At 66.6% G+C, this 23,159-nt stretch carries 20 protein-coding genes, 2 tRNA genes and 1 pseudogene; 6 read left to right on the top strand and 17 right to left on the bottom strand.

Annotation, left to right across the window (positions count from 1 at the left end):
- Positions 1 to 30: 30 nt before the first annotated feature.
- The gene (locus ACR9Y6_RS02575) at positions 31 to 462 is read right to left on the bottom strand and encodes a hypothetical protein (protein ID WP_481279855.1); all 432 of its coding nucleotides are present in this window, start codon (positions 460 to 462) and stop codon (positions 31 to 33) included.
- 125 nt (positions 463 to 587) lie between these two features.
- Here ACR9Y6_RS02575 and ACR9Y6_RS02570 point away from each other — a divergent pair, with 125 nt between their 5' ends.
- Complete coding sequence (locus ACR9Y6_RS02570; RefSeq protein ID WP_481279854.1) at positions 588 to 2,285, top strand: AMP-binding protein; 1,698 nt, start codon at positions 588 to 590, stop codon at positions 2,283 to 2,285.
- Between the two features lie 235 nt (positions 2,286 to 2,520).
- Here the strand turns inward: ACR9Y6_RS02570 and ACR9Y6_RS02565 are convergent, their stop codons facing one another.
- Together ACR9Y6_RS02565 and dinB are read right to left on the bottom strand one after the other, a co-directional pair.
- The gene (locus ACR9Y6_RS02565) at positions 2,521 to 2,877 is read right to left on the bottom strand and encodes a PilZ domain-containing protein (protein WP_448099457.1); all 357 of its coding nucleotides are present in this window, start codon (positions 2,875 to 2,877) and stop codon (positions 2,521 to 2,523) included.
- Positions 2,878 to 3,013: 136 nt separating this feature from the next.
- A complete protein-coding gene (gene dinB / locus ACR9Y6_RS02560; protein WP_481279853.1) occupies positions 3,014 to 4,201 on the bottom strand; it encodes a DNA polymerase IV in 1,188 nt (395 codons plus the stop codon).
- Positions 4,202 to 4,595: 394 nt separating this feature from the next.
- On the opposite strand from dinB, the gene ACR9Y6_RS02555 reads away from it, so the two are divergent.
- From ACR9Y6_RS02555 to ACR9Y6_RS02545, 3 genes are all read left to right on the top strand, one after another.
- Positions 4,596 to 5,402: a segregation and condensation protein A gene (locus ACR9Y6_RS02555; protein ID WP_306850689.1), complete on the top strand. Its 807-nt coding sequence runs from the start codon at positions 4,596 to 4,598 to the stop codon at positions 5,400 to 5,402.
- Between the two features lie 100 nt (positions 5,403 to 5,502).
- Entirely contained in the window at positions 5,503 to 6,279 is a 777-nt protein-coding gene (gene scpB / locus ACR9Y6_RS02550) for an SMC-Scp complex subunit ScpB (RefSeq protein ID WP_481279852.1), read from the top strand.
- On the top strand, positions 6,276 to 7,802 hold the full coding sequence (locus ACR9Y6_RS02545) for a pseudouridine synthase (RefSeq protein WP_481279851.1): 1,527 nt from the start codon (positions 6,276 to 6,278) through the stop codon (positions 7,800 to 7,802). The genes scpB and ACR9Y6_RS02545 overlap by 4 nt, the downstream gene beginning before the upstream one ends.
- Positions 7,803 to 7,834: 32 nt before the next feature.
- On the opposite strand, the gene hisIE is transcribed toward ACR9Y6_RS02545, so the two are convergent.
- From hisIE to ACR9Y6_RS02500, 9 genes are read right to left on the bottom strand one after another with little or no spacing between them, the layout of a single operon-like run.
- On the bottom strand, positions 7,835 to 8,440 hold the full coding sequence (gene hisIE / locus ACR9Y6_RS02540; protein WP_481279850.1) for a bifunctional phosphoribosyl-AMP cyclohydrolase/phosphoribosyl-ATP diphosphatase HisIE: 606 nt from the start codon (positions 8,438 to 8,440) through the stop codon (positions 7,835 to 7,837).
- A complete protein-coding gene (gene hisF, locus ACR9Y6_RS02535) occupies positions 8,437 to 9,207 on the bottom strand; it encodes an imidazole glycerol phosphate synthase subunit HisF (RefSeq protein WP_481279849.1) in 771 nt (256 codons plus the stop codon). Before hisF ends, hisIE begins: the two co-directional genes overlap by 4 nt.
- Entirely contained in the window at positions 9,201 to 9,953 is a 753-nt protein-coding gene (gene hisA, locus ACR9Y6_RS02530) for a 1-(5-phosphoribosyl)-5-[(5-phosphoribosylamino)methylideneamino]imidazole-4-carboxamide isomerase (RefSeq protein WP_481279848.1), read from the bottom strand. Before hisA ends, hisF begins: the two co-directional genes overlap by 7 nt.
- Positions 9,950 to 10,540 (bottom strand): imidazole glycerol phosphate synthase subunit HisH, encoded by a 591-nt coding sequence (gene hisH / locus ACR9Y6_RS02525; RefSeq protein WP_481279847.1) that lies wholly within the window; start codon positions 10,538 to 10,540, stop codon positions 9,950 to 9,952. The genes hisA and hisH overlap by 4 nt, the downstream gene beginning before the upstream one ends.
- Positions 10,540 to 11,604 carry a bifunctional histidinol-phosphatase/imidazoleglycerol-phosphate dehydratase HisB gene (gene hisB / locus ACR9Y6_RS02520; protein WP_481279846.1) on the bottom strand — a complete coding sequence of 355 codons (1,065 nt, stop codon included), beginning with the start codon at positions 11,602 to 11,604 and terminating at the stop codon, positions 10,540 to 10,542. Before hisB ends, hisH begins: the two co-directional genes overlap by 1 nt.
- Positions 11,601 to 12,665, bottom strand: a complete 1,065-nt coding sequence (hisC, locus tag ACR9Y6_RS02515; RefSeq protein ID WP_481279845.1) for a histidinol-phosphate transaminase — start codon at positions 12,663 to 12,665, stop codon at positions 11,601 to 11,603. Before hisC ends, hisB begins: the two co-directional genes overlap by 4 nt.
- Positions 12,662 to 13,969 carry a histidinol dehydrogenase gene (gene hisD / locus ACR9Y6_RS02510; RefSeq protein ID WP_481279844.1) on the bottom strand — a complete coding sequence of 436 codons (1,308 nt, stop codon included), beginning with the start codon at positions 13,967 to 13,969 and terminating at the stop codon, positions 12,662 to 12,664. The genes hisC and hisD overlap by 4 nt, the downstream gene beginning before the upstream one ends.
- Entirely contained in the window at positions 13,966 to 14,859 is an 894-nt protein-coding gene (hisG, locus tag ACR9Y6_RS02505; RefSeq protein ID WP_481279843.1) for an ATP phosphoribosyltransferase, read from the bottom strand. The genes hisD and hisG overlap by 4 nt, the downstream gene beginning before the upstream one ends.
- Positions 14,856 to 15,173 (bottom strand): YerC/YecD family TrpR-related protein, encoded by a 318-nt coding sequence (locus ACR9Y6_RS02500; RefSeq protein ID WP_306850450.1) that lies wholly within the window; start codon positions 15,171 to 15,173, stop codon positions 14,856 to 14,858. The genes hisG and ACR9Y6_RS02500 overlap by 4 nt, the downstream gene beginning before the upstream one ends.
- Positions 15,174 to 15,307: 134 nt before the next feature.
- Between ACR9Y6_RS02500 and ACR9Y6_RS02495 the strand changes: the two are divergent.
- Positions 15,308 to 15,919: pseudogene (locus ACR9Y6_RS02495) on the top strand (response regulator); the annotation flags it as partial.
- Between the two features lie 98 nt (positions 15,920 to 16,017).
- Here the strand turns inward: ACR9Y6_RS02495 and ACR9Y6_RS02490 are convergent.
- On the bottom strand, positions 16,018 to 17,913 hold the full coding sequence (locus tag ACR9Y6_RS02490; RefSeq protein ID WP_481279842.1) for an HAL/PAL/TAL family ammonia-lyase: 1,896 nt from the start codon (positions 17,911 to 17,913) through the stop codon (positions 16,018 to 16,020).
- A gap of 35 nt (positions 17,914 to 17,948) precedes the next feature.
- Positions 17,949 to 19,334: a histidine--tRNA ligase gene (gene hisS, locus ACR9Y6_RS02485; RefSeq protein WP_481279841.1), complete on the bottom strand. Its 1,386-nt coding sequence runs from the start codon at positions 19,332 to 19,334 to the stop codon at positions 17,949 to 17,951.
- Between the two features lie 154 nt (positions 19,335 to 19,488).
- Between hisS and ACR9Y6_RS02480 the strand changes: the two genes are divergently transcribed.
- Positions 19,489 to 19,565, top strand: a tRNA-Pro gene (locus tag ACR9Y6_RS02480).
- Between the two features lie 235 nt (positions 19,566 to 19,800).
- Here the strand turns inward: ACR9Y6_RS02480 and ACR9Y6_RS02475 are convergent.
- The 3 genes from ACR9Y6_RS02475 to alaS all read right to left on the bottom strand — a co-directional run bounded on the left by ACR9Y6_RS02475 (position 19,801) and on the right by alaS (position 23,101).
- Positions 19,801 to 19,893 (bottom strand) — tRNA-Ser (locus ACR9Y6_RS02475).
- A gap of 71 nt (positions 19,894 to 19,964) precedes the next feature.
- Positions 19,965 to 20,162 carry a carbon storage regulator CsrA gene (gene csrA / locus ACR9Y6_RS02470; protein ID WP_072323041.1) on the bottom strand — a complete coding sequence of 66 codons (198 nt, stop codon included), beginning with the start codon at positions 20,160 to 20,162 and terminating at the stop codon, positions 19,965 to 19,967.
- Between the two features lie 305 nt (positions 20,163 to 20,467).
- Positions 20,468 to 23,101 carry an alanine--tRNA ligase gene (gene alaS / locus ACR9Y6_RS02465; RefSeq protein ID WP_481279840.1) on the bottom strand — a complete coding sequence of 878 codons (2,634 nt, stop codon included), beginning with the start codon at positions 23,099 to 23,101 and terminating at the stop codon, positions 20,468 to 20,470.
- Positions 23,102 to 23,159 lie beyond the last annotated feature (58 nt).

Raw genomic sequence — 23,159 nt, 5'->3', positions numbered from 1 at the left:
GGTGGGAGCCGACCCTGTCGGCGATTCGGTCTACAACGCGCGCTTCCAGTTCGCCGTAAAGCAACGCCACTCGCGCCCTTCCTTCCGCCAGCCCGTCTCCACCACGTAGGCCCCGGCGTTATCGGGCAACACGCCCACCCCGGCGGTCAGGGTGACGGTGAACGTAGCCACCAGCCGATCGCCACGCTTCTCGACTTCCGTCGGCCCCATCAGCACGTGGACCTTCTGCCCGCGAAGCGCGTAGACCCGCACCAGGTTCGCCAGCGAGGCGCGATCGAGCTGTCCCGCATTGCCGTCGAAATCGTCCGTCAACGCAACGACGGTATCCCCCGCCTTGCCCGCTTCGGCACCTACCGAGGCAGCCGTTATCGCCGAGCGCACCTGCTCCTCGTCCGGTGTATGCCGGCAACCGGCGACACCCGCCAATGCGAGGACGACCAGCAACGTTCCCGCTTTCCACATCGTGCTTCCTCCCCATCAAAACGCGCTGCAATGCGGCTTGCCGCTATACGCGGGCGTATGCTCCAATGCCACGGCCTTATGACGATGCGCCGTGCATCCGTCACTTCCTGGAGTTCGTCCGATTCATGAGCATTGAGCGTCCGTGGCTCGACCACTACCCTGCCGGCATTCCCGCCGACATCGACGTCAACGCGTACCGCTCCGTGGCGGCCGTCTTCGAAGACTCCTTTAAGAAATTTCGTGACCGCCCGGCGTTCGCGAACTTCGGCAAGGTGCTGAACTACGGCCAGGTCGACGAACTCTCGCGCGCCTTCGCGGGCTACCTCTCCGGCGAACTCGGCCTGAAGAAGGGCGACCGCCTGGCGATCATGCTGCCGAACCTGCTGCAGTACCCGATCGCCCTGTTCGGCGCGCTGCGCCTCGGCCTCACCGTAGTAAACACGAATCCGCTATACACGGCGCGCGAACTGCATCACCAACTGGAAGACTCGGGTGCGCAGGCGCTGGTGGTCCTGGACAACTTCGCCGCCACGGCGCAACAGGCCGTGGAAGGTACCCAGGTACGCCATGTCATCACCACCGCCGTCGGCGACATGGTCGGCTTCCCGAAGGGCAACATCATCAACTTCGTGGTGAAGACGCTGCGCAAGGAAGTGCCGCCGTTCAAGCTGCCGCAGGCCGTGCGTTTCCGCGACGCGCTCGCCCGTGGCAAGGCGCACCCGCTGCCCACGGTGGAGATCGGCCACGACGACATCGCCTTCCTGCAGTACACCGGTGGCACCACCGGCGTGGCGAAGGGCGCGATGCTCACCCATCGCAACATGGTCGCGAACATGCTGCAGACCCGCCCGTGGGTCGCCGGCCACGCCACGCTGGGCGAGGAAACGGTCATCACGGCGCTACCGCTGTACCACATCTTCTCGCTGACGGTGAATTGCCTCATCTTCACCAGCCTTGGCGGCCTCAACCATCTCATCACCAATCCGCGCGACATGCGTGGCTTCGTGAAGGAGTTGCAGAAGACGAAGTTCACCGCCATCACCGGCGTCAACACGCTGTTCAACGGCCTGCTGAACACCCCCGGCTTCGACCAGGTCGACTTCTCGCACCTGCACCTTTCCATGGCCGGCGGCATGGCCCTGCAACGCGCCGTCGCCGAACGCTGGAAGAAGGTCACCGGCCATCCCATCATCGAGGGCTACGGTCTCACCGAGACCTCGCCCGTCGCGTTCGCCAATCGCGTCGACATCAAGGACTACACCGGTTCGATCGGCTATCCCATCCCGGACACCGACGCGCAGATCCGTGACGAGGACGGCAAGGTTCTTCCGCTCGGCGAAGTCGGCGAACTCTGCATTCGCGGCCCGCAGGTGATGAAGGGTTACTGGCGACAGCCGGAGGAAACGGCCAAGGTGCTCGACGCGGATGGCTGGTTGCGCACCGGCGACATCGCCCGCATGGACGAGACCGGCCAGGCCTTCATCGTCGACCGCAAGAAGGACATGATCCTGGTCTCCGGCTTCAACGTGTACCCGAACGAGATCGAGGACATCGTCATGCGCCATCCGGGCGTGGGTGAGGTCGCGGCGGTCGGCATCGACGACGAGCATTCGGGCGAGGTGGTGAAACTGTTCGTCGTGCGCAAGGACCCTTCGCTGACCGTCGAGGCGCTGAAGGAGTACTGCCGGGAGAACCTCACCGGCTATAAGCGCCCGAAGCAGATCGAGTTCCGCGATGCGCTGCCCAAGACCAACGTAGGCAAGATCCTCCGCCGCGAGCTTCGCGACGAGGAACGGAAGAAGAGCCGCCCGACCGCTGCTTAAAGGGTCTTGTCAAAGGGGCATGCGGGAGCCGCTTCACCTGTGGGAGCCGCTTCAGCGGCGATGGGTGCTTGCCTCGTCCTGGCCCGCTGCCGCGGGATCGCCGCTGAAGCGGCTCCCACAAGGCCAGCTCCCACAAGGTCGGCTCTCACACAAAGTCGGCTCCCACAAGGTCGGTGGCCATAAGGTCGGCTGCCTTCGGTCTTCAAGCCTTCAGGGTGGTTACCACACCCGATTCTCAATCGTCCTGCCAGGCCTCGAGCGTGTCCGCGTAGCCGCCCAGCAATTCCCAGAGCGACGCCTGCTTGTCCTCGGGGATAAGGGTGTATTCCATGCCGATCTGCCGCGCGGAGACGCGGGCCACCGAGGCTTCCAGGTGGATGTGCAGGTCGTGGCCGAAGATCATGTCCAGGATCCAGGTCTGCCCTGGCTCGCCGCGCCAGCCGGGCGGACGGCGCAGGAGGGCGCCCGTGGCCGATATGTCGACCAGGTCCGTCGGGTGCGCCTCGCCGCCACGGCTCATCAGTACCGCGGTCTGCACCCTCATGCGCGCATGGCGATAGCGCGTCTGCGGGTCTTCCTTGTCATTCGACATCAGATTCTCCACCCATCCCGATAGTGCCTCCTTGTCCGTGGTGACCGGCATGACCGCACCTCGTTCACTTACATTCCGTGTCACAAACGGACACATTAGCGCAGTCCGAGGTTCCTTCCGCCATCCTGCCGCACACTCACTCGCTGCCGCGGGTCTTGAGCACTCCCGCGCGAACCAGGGCCCCCGCGCCGAAGCGCCCATTGATCAGGTCCTGCACGCCGTCGGAACGCTTGTCCGGCGCCGGCGCCGCGAACATGTCCTGCTGCTCGTCGCCGTGCCGGGCATCGAAACCCGACAGCGTCACGCCAAGCAGGCGAAGCCGCGGCCGGGGGTGCTGACCCCACCAGACTTGAAGCAAGCGTCGTGCCACGGCATGGATGTCGGCCGTCGCGTTGCCGGGAACGGGCAACTGTGCCTGCCGGCTATGGGTCAGGAAAGGCGGTTCGCGCAATTTCACCGACACCGTACGTGCGTCCAGGCCGCGCGCCCTTGCCCGCGCACCCACGCGCTCACACTGGCGCAACAGCCAGGCCTCGGCGATGGACAGTTCCTCGACGTCGTACTCGAAGGTCCACTCCGAGCCGATCGAGACCTCGGGGGCGTCGGTGACCACCGGCCGGCGGTCCTCGCCGCGGCAAAGCTCGCGCAGCTGGGCCGCGTGGCGCTCCCCGACCGCCTTGTTCAGTCGCCAGGCGTCGGCCCGGACCAGGTCGCCGATGGTGCGTATGCCGACCTTCTGCAGGGACTCCTCGGCCACCTTCCCCACCGTCCACATGCGGCCGACAGGCAATGGATCGAGATAGCCGCGCACCTCGTCGGGCGCGATGCGCAGGAAGCCGTTCGGCTTGGACAGCTCGCTGGCCAGCTTGGCCAGGAGCTTGTTATGCGACATGCCCACGGAAGCGTTCAGTCCCGTGCGCTCGCGGATGCCCTCCTTCACCCGGCGACCGATGGCCTCGATGGAGGAAAAAAGGCGAAGGCTGCCCGTGACGTCGAGGAAGGCCTCGTCGAGCGACAGGCCTTCGATCATGGGCGTGACCTCGGCGAATACCCCGAAGACCACGTTCGAGATCTCCTGGTAGCGTGCATGGCGGGGGAAGATGTAGACACCGCCAGGGCAGCGCCGGCGGGCCTCCGAGGTGGCCATGGCCGAGCGGACCCCGTATTTGCGCGCTTCGTAGTTGGCCGTGGACACCACGCCGCGCCGGCCCAGTCCGGCCACGATGACGGGTTTCCCGACCAGGGAGGGGTCGTCCAGTTCCTCCACGGACGCGTAGAAAGCGTCCATGTCGACGTGGATGATCGCGCGCTGGCCCGGCTGCATGGCGCCTATTGTGCCGCAACGTCGAAGCGACCGGCGGCGGCCCGCTGGACTTGGGCGGGCACAGGCGATACCCTGTATCTCAATCGGGTGAACTTATTCGGGCGTCGCGCCCTCACCGGTCCGTGATCCAGGGACCGGCCGCGCTCTGCTCCCGACGTTCCTTCACAGACGGTGACCCTCCTGGGGTGTCCAGCGGCCTTGCCCTTCGCTCGTCGGCGACGATGCGTGGCAAGCCGGGCGAGGTGGCGGTGCAGCCGCCGGACGGCATCGATTGTTGCGTTCCCGGTCGCACTCGCGACCCTTCTGACGTGTGCCGATGACTAACGAGACAACCGAAGTCCAGGTGGTCGAAAAAGCCCAGGGTGCCTTCGCGGGCATCCCGCAGCAGCAGGAAATGCCTCTCGCGCTCGTGCGCGGGCAACCGGTGCTGCAAATGCCCCAGGACCTGTACATCCCGCCGGACGCGCTCGAAGTCATCCTCGAATCGTTCGAAGGTCCACTCGACCTGTTGCTGTACCTGATCCGCCGGCAAAACCTCGACATCCTCGACATCCCCGTGGCCGAGATCACCCGGCAGTACATGGACTACATCGACATGATGCGCGAGGTGATGCGCCTGGAGCTCGCGGCGGAGTACCTGCTGATGGCCGCGATCCTCGCGGAGATCAAGTCCAGGTTGCTGCTGCCGCGGCCGCCGGCCGAGGAAGGCGTCGAGGAGGATCCCCGCGCCGAGCTCGTCCGTCGCCTGCAGGAGTACGAACGCTTCAAGCGGGCCGCGGCGGATATCGACGAGCTGCCGCGCCTGGAACGCGACACCACCGTGGTCCACGCCTTCGTCGGTGAGCACAACGTGGTACGCGTGCCGCCACCGCTGGACCTCAAGGAGCTCCTGCTCGCGCTCAAGGACGTGCTCACCCGCGCCGATCTGTTCACGCACCATGCGATCCAGCGCGAACCGCTCAGTGTGCGCCAGCGCATGGGCGACCTGCTCCAGACCCTCAGCGAGGGTGGCGGCTTCCACCGCTTCGAAACATTGTTCGACATCAACGAGGGACGGCTGGGCGTCGTGGTCACCTTCCTCGCCATGCTGGAACTCGCGAAGGAAATGCTCGTGGAAATCGTCCAGGAAGAAGCCCTCGGGCCGATCTACCTGAAGACGAAGGTACAGATGGAGGCCGAGCCCGAGGAAGCGCTCGCCTGAAGGCCCTCCAAAGGGCCACGAACCGGGGGGCGTCGCACGAGCGACCGCTCCCGTGCACGAACCCATCCGCGCGTGAAAGGCGCGGTACACCCCAAGGCCTATGCAACCCGAACAACTCAAACCCATCGTGGAAGCGGCGCTCCTGGCGTCGACCCAGCCGATGACGATCGCGCAGCTGAAGGCGATTTTCGGCGAGGAAGAAGACGTCGGCACGGAGGAACTCACGGCCGCCCTGGCGTCGCTCGCCGGGGACTGCGAAGGACGCGGCGTGGAACTGGTCGAGGTGGCCTCCGGCTGGCGTTACCAGGTCCGTCGCGACGTGCATCCCTGGGTCTCGCGGATGTGGGCGGAAAAGCCGAGCCGCTATTCGCGCGCCCTGCTCGAGACGCTGGCCCTGATCGCCTACCGCCAGCCGATCACCCGTCCGGAGATCGAACAGATCCGCGGCGTGGTGGTCTCCTCGAACATCATCAAGACGCTCGAGGAACGCGAATGGATCCGCGTCGTCGGTCATCGCGACGTCCCGGGCAAGCCCGCCCTGTTCGGCACCACGCGCGGCTTTCTCGACTACTTCAACCTGAAGTCGCTGGATGCCCTGCCCCCGCTTTCCGAGATCCGCGACCTCGAGGAACTCAATCCGCAGATGCGCTTCGAAGGTGACGCGATACCCGCGTCCGCCCACCCCGCGACAGCGGACGATACGAACACCGCTACCGAGACCGCGCCCATCGAGGGCGACGAGGTCGAGGTCGCGAACCAGCTGCCTGCCGGCGACGACGTCGCCGCGGCTTCCCCCACTGCCGACGAGGCAGAGAACCCCGTAGGCGACGCCGAAGACGACGACGCCGAGAAAGATACCGAGGAGTCACGCGCATGAACGCGCCACAGCGATCCCTGCTCACCCTTAAGCGCGGCGGCGACAACCCCGCCGACAGCAACCAACAGCTCGAGGAGCGCCTGCACAAGGTCCTCGCCAACGCCGGACTCGGCTCGCGCCGGATGCTCGAACAGCGCATCCAGGCCGGCGAGGTCGAGGTCAACGGCACGGTCGCCACGATCGGCTCCAGCGTCCACGCCGGCGACCGCGTCGTACTGGACGGCAAGCAGTTCGTCGTCGCCACCGACAACCGCAACGATGCCGAAGTGCTGGTCTACCACAAGCCCGAAGGCGTGGTGACCACGCGCGAGGACACCGAAGGCCGTCCCACCGTGTTCGAACAGCTGCCGCGCCTGCGCGGCGCCCGCTGGGTCGCCGTGGGCCGCCTCGACATCAACACCACCGGCCTGCTCCTGCTCACCACCGATGGCGAACTCGCCAACGCACTGATGCATCCGAAGAGCGGCCTGGAGCGAGAATACCTTTGCCGCGTGCACGGCGAGGTGCCCGACGAGGTCATCGAGCGGCTCAAGGCCGGCGTGGAACTGGAAGACGGTCCCGCTCGCTTCGACGAGATCGCCACCATCAGCCGCGGCGGCAGCCATAGCTGGTTCCGCGTCACCATCCGCGAGGGTCGCAATCGCGAAGTCCGTCGCCTGTGGGATTCGCAGGGTTTCCTGGTCAGCCGCCTGAAGCGCATTCGCTACGGCACGGTCGAACTGCCGCGCGCGCTGCGCCGTGGCGATTGCGAATCACTGGACGACACCGCTATCAAGGAACTGCGCGAGCGCGCGGGCCTCGGTGCCCCGGCCCCCGTGCTGACGCTGAGCGCCGTGGTGCACCAGCGCCGCGCCCCGCGCCATATCACCGAATACAAGCCGGATACCCGCACCACGGGTGCGTGGAGTTCGGCACGTCACGACGAAGCCCGTGAACTCACCGCCTTCGACCGCCTGCGCGACGACAACCCGCGCGGTGGACGAGGCGGTGCCGGTGGCCGCGGTGGTCGCGGCGGCCAGGCGGGCGCTCCGCGTCGCGAGGTCAACGGAAACGTCGCGCGTCCCGAGCGCGGCGGTGCCGCCGGCGGCCCGCGCAAGTCGCGTCGCGTCGCGCCGGGCCAGGAACTTCCGTCGATCCGCACGTGGTTCGCGGGCGACAGCCGTACCGGTGGCGGCAACGCGGCCGGTAACGCCACGGGCAACCGCGGTCCGCGTCCGGGTGGACGTCCCGGCAACGCCGGTGGCGGCAATCGGCCCATGGGCCAAGGCCGTGCCGAAGGCAACCGTGCGGCAGGCCCGGGCCGTTCCGACGGCAATCGTGCGCCAGCGGGCGCGCGTTTCGATGGCGGTGGCAATCGTGGTCGCGGTCCCGCCGGTGGCGGCAATCGCACGGGCGGTGGCGGCCAGGGTGGCGGCAACCGTGCCGGCGGCGGTCCGCGTCCGGGTGGCAACCGTGGCGGTCGTCCGGGTGGCGGCGGTGGAAACCGTGGCGGTGGCGGCGGCAATCGCGGCGGCAACCGCTAAGCGGAAGCCCGCGGTCGCCTAGCGCGACCGCTTCATTTCGCGTGCCGCGAAGCCAGCTTCGCGGCCACGGCGTCGAAACCGATGCCGCGCGCGCGCAGGACCACCATCAGGTGGAAGACGAGATCGGCGGCTTCGCCGATCAGCGCGTCGTCGTCCTCGGCGATCGCGGCGAGCGCCGTCTCGACGCCCTCCTCTCCCACCTTCTGCGCCATGCGGCGGATGCCGCCTTCGAACAGCGTCGTCGTGTAGCTGCCTTGTGGCCGCTCCGCGTGTCGCGACGCGACCAGCGCATCCAGTTCCGCAAGGAATCCCAAGGCAGGCGCGACATCGTCGCCAAAGCAGCTCGTCGTGCCGGTATGACACGTGGGCCCGGCCGGCAAGGCGCGCACGAGGATCGTGTCCGCGTCGCAATCGAGTCGTGCATCGACCAGGGCCAGCGTGTCGCCCGATGTTTCGCCCTTGGTCCATAACCGCTGCTTGCTTCGGCTGAAGAAGGTGACCTGGCCGAACTCCCGCGTCTTCGCCAGCGCGGCCTCGTCCATGTAGCCCAGCATCAGTACCTCGCCCGTACGCGCATGTTGCACGATCGCCGGCAACAGGCCGCCACCCTTGGCGAAATCGGGGACCCTCTCGCTCATAACCTCACCTCGATGCCTTGCGCGCGCAAGTCGCTCTTGAGCGCGGGAATACCGATATCGCCCGAATGGAACACGCTCGCCGCGAGCGCCGCATCGACGTCCGCGTCACGGAACACCTCGGTGAAGTGCTCCGGCTTGCCCGCGCCACCGGAGGCGACCAGCGGCACTTGGCAGATCGCCCGCGCCGCCTTCAGCTGCTCGATGTCATAGCCACGACGCACGCCATCGGTGCCCATGCAATTGAGCACGATCTCACCCGCCCCCAACCGTTGGACCTCCTCGATCCAGTCCAGCGTGCGCTTGCGCAAGGCCCGCGTGCGCGAAGGGTCGCCCGTGTATTGGCGAACGCGCCATTGGCCATCATCGTCGCGCAAGCTGTCCACGCCGATGACGACGCACTGCACGCCGAACGCGTCGGCGATCTCGCCGACCAGGGCCGGCCGCTCCAGCGCGGGGGAATTGATGGAGACCTTGTCCGCGCCCGCATGCAAGACCTCGCGCGCATCCTCGACGCTGCGAATGCCACCGGCCACGCAGAACGGGATATCGATTTCGCGTGCCACCCGTTCCACCCAGTCGCGGTCGACCCGGCGGCCTTCCGGACTGGCGGTGATGTCATAGAACACCAGTTCGTCGGCCCCTTCGTCGCGGTAACGCAGGGCCAGCTCGACGATCTCGCCGACCACCACGTGGTCACGGAAGCGCACGCCTTTCACCACCTGGCCGTCGCGCACGTCGAGACAGGGAACGATGCGACGATTCAGCATGACGCGTTCGCCTTCTGTGCGACGGCGAGCGCGTCGGGTAGCGTGAAAGCGCCTTCCAGCAGGGCACGGCCGAGGATGACGCCCGCGACACCCTGCAGCGCGAGGCCTGCGACATCGTCGAGCGAACGCACACCACCCGAGGCCTGCACGTCCAGTGACGGCGCCAGTGCGGCGAGGTGGTGGTACAGCGCGACGTTCGGGCCGGTCATCGTGCCGTCACGGTCGATGTCGGTGCAAAGGACATGGCGTGCACCGGCGGCTTCGTACCAGGGAACGAGTTCATCCAGCGTACGCGCCTCATCGGCCGTCCAGCCGGCGCTCGGCAAGGTCCATGCGCCATCGCGGAAACGCGTGTCCAACGCCAGCACGATGCGCTCGGCGCCGTAGCGCCCGATCCACGCCGCCACCGTCTCGGGCGCGCGTATGGCCATGCTGCCGACCACCACGCGCTGCGCTCCCGCCGCCAACAGGCGGCGCACGCCGTCTTCATCGCGAATGCCCCCGCCGGCCTGCACGCGAAGCCGCCCCGCCGAGGCGATGCCGGCGATGGTCGCGAGGTTCTCGAAACGGCCGGTGCGTGCGCCGTCGAGGTCGACCACGTGCAACCACGTGGCCCCTTCGTCGGCGTAACGCGCGGCCAGCGCTTCGGGCTCGAAAGCGAAGGTGGTCTGCTGCGCGTAGTCGCCCTGGAAAAGGCGGACGACCTTGCCGTCACGCAGGTCGATGGCGGGAATGGGAAGTGTCATAGGGCAAGGAAGTTCCGCAGGAGCTGCGCGCCCACGCCCGCCGAACGCTCGGGGTGGAACTGCATGCCCATGAAGTTGCCAGCGGCGACGACGGCAGCGAAGGGCATGCCGTGCTCGCTCGCCGCGAGGGTGTAATCGCCGGTGGGCACCGCGTAACTGTGCACGAAGTAAGCGGTGTCTCCTTCACGCAAGCCCGCGACGAGCGGATGACTGGCGGTGACGTGCAGGCTGTTCCAACCCATGTGCGGCACACGCAAGCCTGGCGTATCGACGAAACGCCGTACCGTGGCGGGAACCACGCCGAGGCACTCGGTATCCGCTTCGTCGGAGCGCTCGCAGAGCAATTGCATGCCAAGGCAGACACCGAGCACCGGCTGGGTGAGCCCGCGTATCACATCCACCAGGCCGGCCTCGCGCAGCATGCGCATGCCAGGCCCCGCCGCGCCCACGCCCGGCAGGATCACATGGCTGGCGGCACGAATCGCCGCCGCACTGGAGGTCAGTTCGGCGTCGGTACCGAGGCGCTGCAAGGCATAGCGCACCGACCCGATATTGGTGCCACCGGCGTCTACGAGGACGACCCGCATCACAGGCTCCCTTTCGTGCTGGGCAACTCCTCGCCTTCGCGGCGGATCGCCTGGCGCAAGGTACGCGCGACCACCTTGAAGCAGCCTTCGACCATGTGGTGCGCGTTTTCCCCGTGCACGGTGAGGTGCAGGTTCGCGCCGAGCGTCTCGCACAACGAGCGGAAGAAATGCGGCACGAGTTCGGTCGGCACGTCGCCGACGCGTTCACGCGGGAACTCGCCTTCGAAGACGAAGTACGGGCGGCCGGAGAGATCCAGTTCGGCACGTGCGGCGCTCTCGTCCATGGGCAAGGCGAAGCCGTAGCGGCCGATGCCACGCTTGTCGCCCAGGGCCTGGCGCAAGGCCTGGCCGAGCGCCAGCGCCGAATCCTCGATGGTGTGGTGTTCGTCGATATGGGTGTCGCCATCGCAGCGCAGGTCGAGCGCGAAGCCGCCGTGCTTGCCGATCTGTTCGAGCATGTGGTCGAAGAAGCCCAGCCCCGTATGTACGACGGGGTCGGCGACACGGTCGAGGTCGACGGCGACGCGGATCGAGGTTTCCTTCGTCTTGCGCACCACTTCGGCGGTACGCGGCGCGTCGAGCAAGGCGTGCGCCACCTCGGCCCAGCTCGCACCGCGGGCGCCGACGAGGAAACCGCGCACGCCCATGTTCGCCGCGAACACGAGATCGGTGTCGCGATCGCCGACCATGGCCGATTGCGCACGGCTCCAGCTGTCGTCGGCAAGCCAGTGCCGGGCCAGGCCGGTGGCCGGCTTGCGTGTATCGCGTTTCTCGTGGGGAAGGCTCCGGTCGATCAGCTGTTCGCGGAACGTGACGCCTTGCGAGGCGAGGATACGCAGCAGGAGCTGATGCGGGCCATCGAAGGCTTCCTGCGGGAAGGCCGGCGTGCCCAGGCCATCCTGGTTGGTCACCATCACCAGTTCATATCCCGCACCGACGATGCGTTGCAGCGCGGCGACGACGCCCGGCATCAGCGCCAGCTTTTCGAAGCTGTCGATCTGCTCGTCCGCCGGCTCCTCGATAAGGCAACCGTCGCGGTCGACGAAGAGGATCTTCCGGCTCATGCGGTGGCTCCGGCGCGGAGGATCGCGAGCACGCGATCGTTCTCGTTACCCGTGCCCACGGTGATGCGCAGCGCGTCGCCGAGTCCCGGGTATCTCGTGATGTCGCGCACGACGATGCCGGCGGCGAGCAGGCGCCGGTAGGTACCGGCGGCATCGTCGAAACGCACGGCGAGGAAGTTCGCATGCGACGGCAACACTTCGCGAACCCCCGGCATGGCCGACAGCGCCGTGAACATGCGCGTGCGCTCGGCGAGGATCTCCTGCAGGTGGTGGCGCTGCACACGCCTGCCTTCGTACGAGAGCGCGCCCAACGCCGCGTCCACGCAGGGCGACGGCAACGGATACGGCGGGATGATCCGGCGCAACAAGGCGATCACGTCCGCGTGCGCCACCAGCGCTCCGACACGCGCGCCGGCCAGGGACCAGGCCTTGGACAACGTGCGCAGCACGGCCACGTTGTCATGATCGTCGATCAGCGACGTCGCGCTGGCCACCCCGCTGAACTCGGCGTAGGCCTCGTCGATCACCAGTACGGCACGCCCGTCGAGTTCGCGGGCCAGGCGCTCCAGCACATCGCGCCGCACGAGATTGCCGGTGGGATTGTTGGGCGTGCAGACAAAGACGAGCTTGGTCGCCGGCGTGACGGCGGCAAGCAGCTTATCGGCGTCGAGACCACCCGCAGGTTCGAGCGGCGCTTCGATCACGGTGGCGCCCTGGATGCGCGCGCAGACCGCGTACATGCCGAAGGTGGGCGGTGAGACGACGACGGCATCCTCCCTCGCGCGACAGAAGGCGCGTACGAGCAGGTCGATTGCCTCGTCGCTGCCGCGCGTCACGAGCACGCGGTCCGGCTGGCTGCCGTAGAGGTCGGCCAGTGCGTCCACCAGCGCCCGCGGCTGCGGGTCTGGATAGCGGTTCAGTCCATCGCCGCCGGGGATGTTCGGAGGACGCGAGGACTCGTTCGCGTTGAGCAGGACGGTGCCACCCTGCGCTTCCATGCGCGCGCTCGAGTAGGGTGACAGCGCACGGATATCGGGGCGGGCCAGGTCGAGGACGCTCATGCGGTCGCATCCATCGCGGCGAGGCGCAAGGTGACCGCTCGGCGGTGCGCCTCCAGTTGCTCCGCGGCGGCCAGCGTGGCCGCGCAAGGACCGATGACGCGCAGGCCGGCGGCGGTCACCTCCTGCACGGTGACCTGTTTCTGGAAGCTGGCGACCGAGACGCCGCTGTAGCTGCGCGCGTACCCGTAGGTCGGCAATACGTGGTTGCTGCCACTGCAGTAGTCGCCCACGGATTCAGGCGTCCATTCGCCGAGGAACACGGAACCGGCCGATTCGACGGCGTCGAGCAATGCCCGTGGTTCGGCGGTCTGGATGATGAGGTGCTCGGGCGCGTAGCGGTTGCTGACCGCGATCGCCTCGTCGAGATCGTCCACCTGCACGAGACGGCTTTCCGCCAGCGCCCTGGCGGCGATATCCGCCCGCGGCAAGGCGGCGCGCTGCCGCTCCACCTCGATCGCCACGCGATCGAGCAGGCCCGCCGACGGGCTGACCAACAACACCTGTGAATCCGGGCCGTGCTCGGCTTGCGAGAGCAGGTCGGCGGCGACGAAACGCGGGTCGGCGTCGGCGTCGGCGATCACAAGCACCTCGGATGGGCCGGCCGGCATGTCGATGGCCGCGCCGGCGGGATCGCCCGCCACCTGCAACTTCGCCTCGGTGACCCATGCGTTACCGGGCCCGAAAATCTTGTCGCAGCGTGGAACGGTTTCGGTGCCGTAAGCCATCGCGGCGATCGCCTGCGCGCCGCCAAGCTTGAATACGCGATGCACGCCCGTGGCTTTCGCGGCGAACAACACGGCATCGTCGCAATGGCCATCGGCCTGCACCGGCGTGCAAAGCACCACGTCGCGGCAGCCCGCGATGGCCGCCGGCACACCGAGCATGATCGCGGTGGACGGCAGGGGCGCACCACCGGCGGGGACGTACAGGCCTACCCGGCCGATGGGCCGCAATACCCGTTCCACCCGCACGCCCGGCGCGGTGTCGACCGCGATGGGCGTCGGCGCCGCCGCGCGATGGAAGGCCTCGATGCGGCCAGCGGCTTCGATCACCGCGGCTTTCAGTTCGGGCGCGAGGCGGGCCTCCGCCGCGGCGAACTCCTCGTCGCTGACCTCCAGCCCTTGCAGGCGGGTGCCGTCGTAGCGCGCCGTGAGTTCGGACAAGGCCTCGTCGCCACGCCGGCGCACCTCCGCCACGATGGCTTCCACGCCTTCGCGCAGTTCTACCGAGCGCGACTGCGCGGGCCGCGCCAACGCGGCCTCGCGGCCGTTTTCGTCCAGGGTCGTCCAGTCGATCCGTTTCATGCCAGCATCTTCTCCACCGGCAGCACCAGCATGTCGCGAGCACCGGCGCGTTTCATGTCTTCGAGTTGGCGCCAGCTCACCGAGCCGGCGCACAGGGCCTGCAACACGACCTGATCGGGTGCACCGTCCACCGGCGTGAGCGTCGGCACCGGGCTGCCAGGCAACAACCGCGTGATCGCGGCGAGCGCGTCGCGCGGTGCCTGCATCAGGATCAGGCGCGAGTCGCGCACCTGGATGACGCCGTCGAGCCGGCGCAGGAGCAGCTCGGCGATCTCGCCACGCTCATCGGGCGGAAGCTCGCGGTGCCCGGCCAGCACGGCCTCGCTCTCCACCACCACCGCCGCCTCCCTCAACTGGTTGGCGACCAGGGTGGCGCCGCTGGAGACGAGGTCGCAGATCGCATCGGCGGTGCCCAGGCGGGGGGCGATCTCCACGGAGCCGGCGAGCATCACGACCTTCGCGTCCACGCCGTTCGTCCGCAGCCATTCGCCAAGCAGCCCCGGATACGAGGTGGCGATACGCTGGCCGTCGAGCTGCGCAGGGCCGTCGTAGGCGTCTTCCTGGGGGACGGCGATGGACAGGCGACAGTGGCCGAAGCCCAACGACCGCAGTTCGTCGAGGCCCGCCCCGGCCTCGCTGCTGGAAAGCTGGAACTCCCGCAGGACGTTGCGGCCGACGATGCCGAGGTCGCATACGCCTTCGGCGATCAGGCCGGGGATGTCGTCGTCACGGACCAGCAGGAGGTCGACGGGCTCGCCCTCGCCGAAACAGAACAACTTGTCGCGGCTCTGGCGGAACTTGAGGCCGCAACGCGCCAGCAGCTCCTGGGCCGGCTCCGTGAGCCGCCCGGACTTCTGCATGGCGATCCGCAGGCGGTCGCGCGGCTTCATGCGGCACCTCCCGCGTTCCGCCGCGCCGCCGCGGCCATGTAGCCGCCGCTGCCCTGGTTGAGGTAACGGGCCACACGACCGATCGTGGTGATGCTCACCGCCGTCCGCTCGTGGATCTCCCGATAGGAACGCCCCTCCAGCAAGTGGGGGACCACCCGCCAACGGTCGACCATCACCTCGATTTCCGCGGGGGTGCAAAGGTCATGCAGGAAAGCCCGCATCTCATCGACGGTGGACAGGCCCAGCAGGGCCTCGCACAGGCTGGTCTCGGCCGAGTCGGCCGGGGTTTCGGGATCGAGCGAGCGACGCTTCATAGTGTACTAACGCGTTAATACGATAACGCATCCTACCTCTGCAACCCGGTCGTGGCAAGCGCCGACACGTGATTGCGCTTTTCTTCCATATATTTCGCGGCTTCGGCCCGCCAACATGACGAGATTCCATCGCCATGAGGCCTGACATGACGAGTACCGTGATCATCGCCGACGACCATCCGGTGGTCGTGGCGGGGGTCGAAACGATTCTCAAGGCGCACCGCTACGAAGTCGTCGCACGCGCCCACGATACGGACACGCTGTTCGACTCCCTCGCCGACCACCCCTGCGACGTCGTCGTCACCGACTATTCCATGCCCGAGGGCAGCCAGCCCGACGGCATGCCCATGATCCGGCGCATTCGCGCCGCCCGTCCGGATACGGGCATCGTGGTGCTCACGATGATGTCCAACCCGGCCATCCTGCGCAGCCTGCTCGACATGGGCGTCGCGGCCATTTTCGACAAGCGCACGAACCTGCGCGACATCCCCGTGGCGGTGCATGCCGCCGACGTGGGCCGTTCCTACCTCAGTCCCGCCATACGCCGGCTGTTCCATGAGGCGGATTGCGCGAACGGCCACGACGACGCCACCCGGCTTTCGCCGCGCGAGGTCGAGGTGCTGCGCGCCTTCGCGCAAGGACACGGCCTGGGTGACATCGCGATATTGATGGGTCGCAGTTTCAAGACCATCAGCCGGCAGAAGCGCTCGGCCATGAACAAGCTGGGCCTAGCCAACGACGCCCAGCTCTACCAGTACCTGGCGGGGTGCGCGCCGGCATGCTGGACGACTGGTCCCCCGCCGTGGAGGCCGCGGCCACCCTTCGCTTCTTCGGCTCGTGAGTGTCAGCCGCCGTCGACGAGGCGGCCGGAAGCCACCAGCTCGCATACCGCGCGCACATCGCCGTCCATCGCGCGATCGCGCTGCATGAAGGCGATGTGCTCACGCAGCTTGGCCAACGCGGCGCGCACCGCCACCCCACCATGGAAGTCATCCGCTGCGGCGAGTGCATCCATCAAGGCGCGTACTTCGCGTTCGAAACCTGCGTAATGCGGCGAATCCGGACGCGGTGCGCCGGAGATCTTCGCCGCCAGCGCCTGCCAGTCGCCACGGTGCGCCAGGGAGCGCGCGGCGTTGAGCATGTCCTGGCGGTACTCGAGGGCCTGGGCCGCCGTATAGAGCTCCATCGCCAGCACGTGACCGAGGTCTTCGGTCATCTCCAGCACATGGCGTGCCTCGTTGGCACCCATCGACACATGGTCCTCGGCGTTCGCGCTGGTCGGCACGGAATATACCGAGGCCGGATGCGCCCGCGTGGCCAGGTCGTTGACCAGGGCGGCGGCCGTGTACTGGACGATCATGAAACCCGAATCGGTCGCGTCCTCGTTGCCGATAAGAAAAGCCGGGAGGCCATCGTTGTTGGCCGGATCGACAAGCTTCGCCGTGCGTCGCTCGGAAATCGACGCCAGCACCGGAATGGACGCTTTCACGTAGCTCATCGCCAGCGCCAGCGGCATGCCGTGGAAATGGCCGGCGGAAATCACCTGGTCTTCGATGACTTCGGCGTTCTCGGCATCCGGGAACACCAACGGGTTGTCGGTGACGGCATTGAGCTCGACGTCGAAGACCCGGCAAGCCTGTTCCCATGCGTCACGTACCGCGCCGTGCACCTGCGGCGCGCAACGCAGGCAATAGGCATCCTGCGGCTGGTGCTTCTTCCCGCCCTTGAAGGGAAGGAATCGCGAATAGAAGGCTTCCTTGCCGTGACGCTGCGTGGCCGGCACCCAATCCCAGCCGATATCGAAACGATGGCCCTGGTCGGCCGGGTCGGACCATGCATCGGAAAGCCATGGGCGAAAACGCGGCACGAGGTGGTAAGGGATATCGGCAAGCGTCGAGCCCTGGAGCAGGCCGCGGATATTTCGCGCCGCGTCGACCTGGCCCGGATGGGGGCGCAGCGCATGCACTTGCTCGGCATAGGCGCCCGTGCGGCCGGCAAAGGCGTCCAGCGTCATCGCGGCGGCGAGATCCGCGGTACGGATCAGCATGTCCATCGTGTCGAGCGCGAGCACGCCGGTGGCGAGCATCTGCGTCGTACCGTTGTTCAGGGCCAGGCCTTCCTTGAAGGACAGGCGCACCGGTTCCAACCCCGCCGCGGCGAGGGCCTTGGCACCGGGCATGCGCTCGCCCTTGTAGAAGGCTTCGCCGCCACCGAGCAGCACGATCGCCAGATGGGAGAGCGGCGCGAGATCGCCACTGGCGCCGACCGAACCCTTTTCGGGAATGACCGGGATGACGTCGCGGTTGAGCAACTCGGCCAGCGCACGCAGGGTTTCCATGCGGATGCCGGAATGGCCACGCATCAAGGTGTTCACGCGGATCGCCAACATCGCGCGGACGACATCCGTGGAGAACGGCTTACCGACGCACACCGCATGCGTGATGATGAGATTGTGCTGCAGTTCTTCCAGCAAGCTGCCTTCGCGCGGCTCCGGATTGCCACCCGGCAGTTCGTCACGCACGCGATGCGCGCCGAGCAACTTGTCGGCATTGCTGCCGAAGCCCGTGGTGACACCGTAGATCGGCTCACCGCCACCCACCTTCTCGGCCAGGAAATCGGCGGCACGCTTCACCTTGACCAGTTGCGCCTCGTCCAGGCGGATCGTGGCGCCGCGGCGAGCGATGTCGGCGACCTGGGCACGCGTGAGGCTACGCCCGTCGAGAAGGATACTGCTGGTCATGGTAAAGGCCGTGATATGTCGGGAGGATGGATGGATCAGACGCCGATTTCGGCCTGGGCCAGTTCGACGCGCAGGGTCTTCACCAGGTCCGCGCGCGGCACTTCGAACTGGTCTTCGCGGCGAAGGTCCTTCACGGTGACGACGCCCTTGGCGATCTCGTCTTCGCCAAGCACCACCACGAAGCGGATGCCCGCACGGTCGGCATACTTGAACTGCTTGCCCAGCTTGCCGCCTTCGAGCACCACCTCGGTGGCGATGCCGGCAGTGCGCAGTTCATTGGCCACGGCCAGGTAGGTGGGCAACTGAGCCGGGTCCATTTGCGTGACGAGCACATCGACCGTGCTCCGCGCCGTCGAGATCAGGCCGGCATCGCGAAGCTGCCAGTAAAGGCGGGTAAGACCAATGGAAATGCCCACGCCCGGCAGGTGCGACTTGGTGTACTGGCCCGCGAGATTTTCATAGCGGCCGCCCGAGCAGATCGAACCGATGCCCGGGTGGTCGTCCAGCGTGGTCTCGTACACGGTGCCCGTGTAGTAGTCGAGGCCACGGGCAATCGAGAGGTTCAACGCGAAATGCGTTTCCGGCACGCCGAAATCGCGAATCAGGGAAAGCACTTCCTTCAGCTCGGCCCTGCCCTGCTCGAAGGTTTCCGAACCGCCGCCGAGCGCATCGAGCTTCGCGAACGCGTCGTCCACCGAGGTGGAGCGCACCTGCACGAAGGCGAGGATCTTCGCCGCCACTTCGGCGGAAAGACCGAATGCCTCTCCCGTGAGCGTATCGCGCACGTAGTCGGCGCCGCGCTTGTCGAGCTTGTCGACCTCGCGCAGCACGAGCATCTGCTGCTCGGCGTCGGCGATGCCGAGGTTCTCGAAATAGCCGCGCATCAACTTGCGGTTGTTGAGCTGGATGGTGAACGCGCCGATATCCAGTTCGCGGAACACGCTGTAGATCACCGCCGGGATTTCAGCGTCGTAGCGGACGGACAGGGAATCCTTGCCGACCACGTCGATGTCGCACTGGTAGAACTCACGGAAGCGGCCGCGCTGCGCTCGCTCGCCACGGTAGACGCGCTGCATCTGGTATCGGCGGAACGGGAAGCTCAGGTCGTGCTCGTGCTCGGCCACGTAACGCGCCAACGGCACGGTGAGGTCGAATCGCAGGGCCAGTTCGGGCACCCCACCCTTTTCCGCCGCCGCGCCCAGGGCGCCGGTCGACTGGACGAAGTACACCTGGCGCTCGGTTTCGCCACCCGTCTTGGTCAGCAACACGTCGCTATGCTCGATGACCGGCGTCTCGATCGGCAGGAAGCCGAATCGCTCGTAGTTGCGACGGATCGTATCCAACATGCGCTGGAAGGCGATCTGATCGAGCGGCAGGAGCTCGAGGACACCGGGCATGGTGCGGGCCGGGGTGAGTGCCATGCAATTCCTCTTCGGACAGGCTGTACGGGCGCCGCCATGCGGCAGCCGCATAGATTAGCAGATGGCTACCGATACCCCTGGCGCTGAAATGTAAAAAAGATGCGACGACCTGTTGCCAAGGGAACGCCCCGTGGCTAATATACGCGGCTCCCGTCGGGGTGTAGCTCAGCCTGGTAGAGCGCTACGTTCGGGACGTAGAAGTCGCAGGTTCGAATCCTGTCTCCCCGACCAATGTTTGATGAAAACACCGGCCATTGGCCGGTGTTTTCGTTTGTGCGCCTGGCGAACGTGTCCGTTCATCGACTCGTTGTGGGAGCCGACCCTGTCGGCGATGGGTGCTTGCCGTATCCTGGCCCGCTGCCGCGGGATCGCCGGCATAGCCGGCTCCCACGATGGGATCGGTTTCCCACGATGCGTTCGGCTCCCCATAACGCAAAACGCCCCACGAGGGGGCGTCTTGCGTAACTGGCGGAGAGTGAGGGATTCGAACCCTCGATAAGGCTTTTGACCCTATACTCCCTTAGCAGGGGAGCCCCTTCGGCCTCTCGGGCAACTCTCCGTGATCGTCGTCGAGGAACGAGCCTTAACGAGCCAGCAAGGATACTTTGCCTTGCTTCGGCCGTAAAGACTTTACTGGTCGTCCCCGGAATGGCCGGCCGGATCGTTCTCGTTCTTGATGCGCTGGTAAATTTCCTCGCGATGAACCGCGACATTCTTCGGCGCATTGATGCCGATGCGCACCTGGTTACCCTTCACACCCAGAACGGTGACGGTCACCTCGTCGCCGATCATCAGGGTTTCACCGACCCGGCGGGTCAGAATCAGCATGATTGATACTCCATAAAATCAGGTATTGGCTTCCCCACCAACGACAACCTCACCCCGAGTGCTTGCCGTCAATGGATCGACGTTCCGACCATCGAAGGCCGATTGCCTTCCCCGGCTCTTGTTGTGTGTGTGTCGCTGACCAGCTGTCCTGCCACTCTCGATCCGAAGGATCGATGCCGAAGGATGCATTCGACATTCGGATGATACTAGCCGAGCCAAACCGGGGGACGCAACGCACACGGCCGGCGATGCATGCGCCGAAGCACCTTTATGGCGTGTCGACGCATACCCCGGCCATCTCCCGTTCAGCGCAGGCGAGCTTCCACCCACGCCGGAATGCCCGCGAGCACAGCCGGCAAGGCCGGGCCGTCGAGGCCGCCGCCCTGGGCCATGTCCGGCCGACCGCCACCCTTGCCCTCGATGTGGGAGGCCACTTCGGCGACAAGATCACCGGCCTTGACCCGGCCCAGCGCCGTCCCGCCGACACCGGCCACCAACGACACGCGACCGTCCGCCGCACCCGCCAGGACAATGGCGCAGTCACCCAGCTTCTGTTTCAGGACATCCAGGCTGTCGCGAAGCGACTTGGCGTCCAGGCCCTCCAGGCGAGCGGCGACCACCTTGATCCCGGCCACGTCCACGGCCGACGCGGCGAGGTCGGCCGATGCCGAACTGGCCGCCTTGGCCTTGTAGGATTCGATTTCGCGCTCCAGCTTCTTTTGCCGGTCGAACAGTTGGCGCAGTTTCTCGATGACCTCGTCGCCATGGGCGCCGACCAGACCGGAAACCTCGCCCAGCACGCGCTCCTCATCGGCCACGCGGGCCAGGGCGCCCGCGCCCGTCACCGCCTCGATGCGGCGCACACCCGCGGCCACACCCGATTCGGAGACGATCTTGAACAGACCGATGTCGCCGGTGCGCGACACGTGCGTGCCGCCGCAGAGTTCGGTGGAAAAGTCGCCCATCTTCAGCACACGCACTTCCGAGCCGTACTTCTCACCGAACAAGGCGATGGCGCCGAAGTCGATCGCCTCGTCATAGCCCATGTGGTGGACTTCCGCCTGGGCGTTGCGACGGATCTCGTCGTTGACCATGCGTTCGATCTGGGCCAATTCCTCGGCGGTGACCGGCTTGAAGTGCGAGAAATCGAAGCGCAATCGCTCCGGTGCGACCAGCGAGCCCTTCTGGGCCACATGGTCACCCAGCACGGTACGCAACGCGGCGTGCAACAGGTGCGTGGCCGAATGATTCAGCACGGTGGCCTGGCGCTGAGCCGCGTCCACCGAGGCGGTGACGATGGCGCCCTTCGCGAGGGGCGCGGAGCCTTGCCAGGTACCGAAGTGCGCGAAGAAGGCGCCGGCGACCTTCTGCGTATCCGCCACTGCGAAGGCACCGGAGGGATTGCGCAGTATGCCGGTATCGCCGACCTGGCCGCCGGATTCGGCATAGAAAGGCGTGCGGTCGAGCAGCAGGAAGGCCTCCTCGCCATCGGCGAGACGATCGACGGCCTTGCCGTCGCGAACGATGGCCAGAACCGTCGCATCGGCGAGATCCAGAACGTCGTAGCCCGTGAACACTGTCGGCGCAAGCGCGCTGGCGACCTCGGCGGGGAGTTGGGCCTTGCTGCCGAAGTTGCTGGCGGCACGGGCGCGGGCACGTTGCTCGCCCATGGCGCGCTCGAAGCCCTCCATGTCGACGGTCATGCCGCGCTCGCGTGCGATATCGGCGGTGAGGTCGACGGGGAAACCGTAGGTGTCGTAGAGCCGGAAGGCATCGACGCCCGGGATGATCTGCCCCGATTTCGCGGCGATGTCGTCGAACAGGCGCATGCCATGCTCCAGGGTCTCACCGAACCGATCTTCCTCGGTCTTCAGGGCCTGCTCCACGAAGGATTGCTTCGCGGCGATCTCGGGATACGCCTCGCCCATCTCGGCAACCAGCGGCGCCACCATCTTCCAGAAGAAATCGCCACGCACGCCGAGCATCCAGCCATGCCGCAGCGCACGCCGGATGATGCGGCGGAGCACGTAACCGCGCCCTTCATTGGACGGCAGGACACCATCGACGATCAGGAAGGAACAGGCACGGATATGGTCGGCGATGACACGCAACGACTTGTTGGCGAGGTCGGCCGTGCCAGTCAGGCGTGAGGCTTCCGCGATCAGGTGCGCGAACAGGTCGATCTCGTAGTTCGAATGCACATGCTGCAGCACGGCCGCCAGGCGTTCCAGACCCATGCCGGTGTCGACGCAGGGTGCCGGCAACGGCGAGAGCGTGCCGTCCGGAGCACGGTCGAACTGCATGAACACGAGGTTCCAGATCTCGATATAACGATCGCCGTCCTCATCGGGCGAACCCGGGGGACCGCCGGCGACGTCGGGGCCGTGATCGTAGAAGATCTCGGTGCAGGGGCCGCAAGGGCCGGTATCGGCCATCTGCCAGAAGTTGTCCGACGCGAAGGGCGCACCCTTGTTGTCGCCGATACGGACGATACGATCCGCCGGCACGCCGACTTCCTTGTTCCAGATGTCATAGGCCTCGTCGTCGGTGTGATAGACGGTGACCCACAGCCGCTCGGGCGGAAGTTTGTAAACCGAGGTGAGCAATTCCCACGCGTAAAGGATGGCATCGCGCTTGAAATAGTCACCGAACGACCAGTTGCCCAGCATCTCGAAGAAGGTGTGATGCCTGGCGGTATAACCCACGGCGTCGAGATCGTTGTGCTTGCCACCGGCACGCAGGCAGCGCTGGACGTCGGCCGCCCGAACGTAGCCCGGCTTTTCACTGCCGAGGAACACGTTCTTGAACGGGACCATGCCCGAGTTGGTGAACAGCAACGTGGGGTCGTTCGACGGCACCAACGATGCCGACGGCACGATGGTGTGGTCCTTGGAGCGGAAGAAGTCGAGGAAGGTCGAACGGATTTGGGCGGTTTTCATGAGCGATCGTGGCGTGGGAGCTGCGAGACATGTCGCGGGGACGCTCCGTCCAGAATCA

The organism is Luteibacter sp. TLI7-4A (assembly GCF_056754745.1).
The sequence above is the reverse complement of the archived record's forward strand: the minus strand, read 5'-3'. Positions and strand labels throughout refer to the sequence as shown.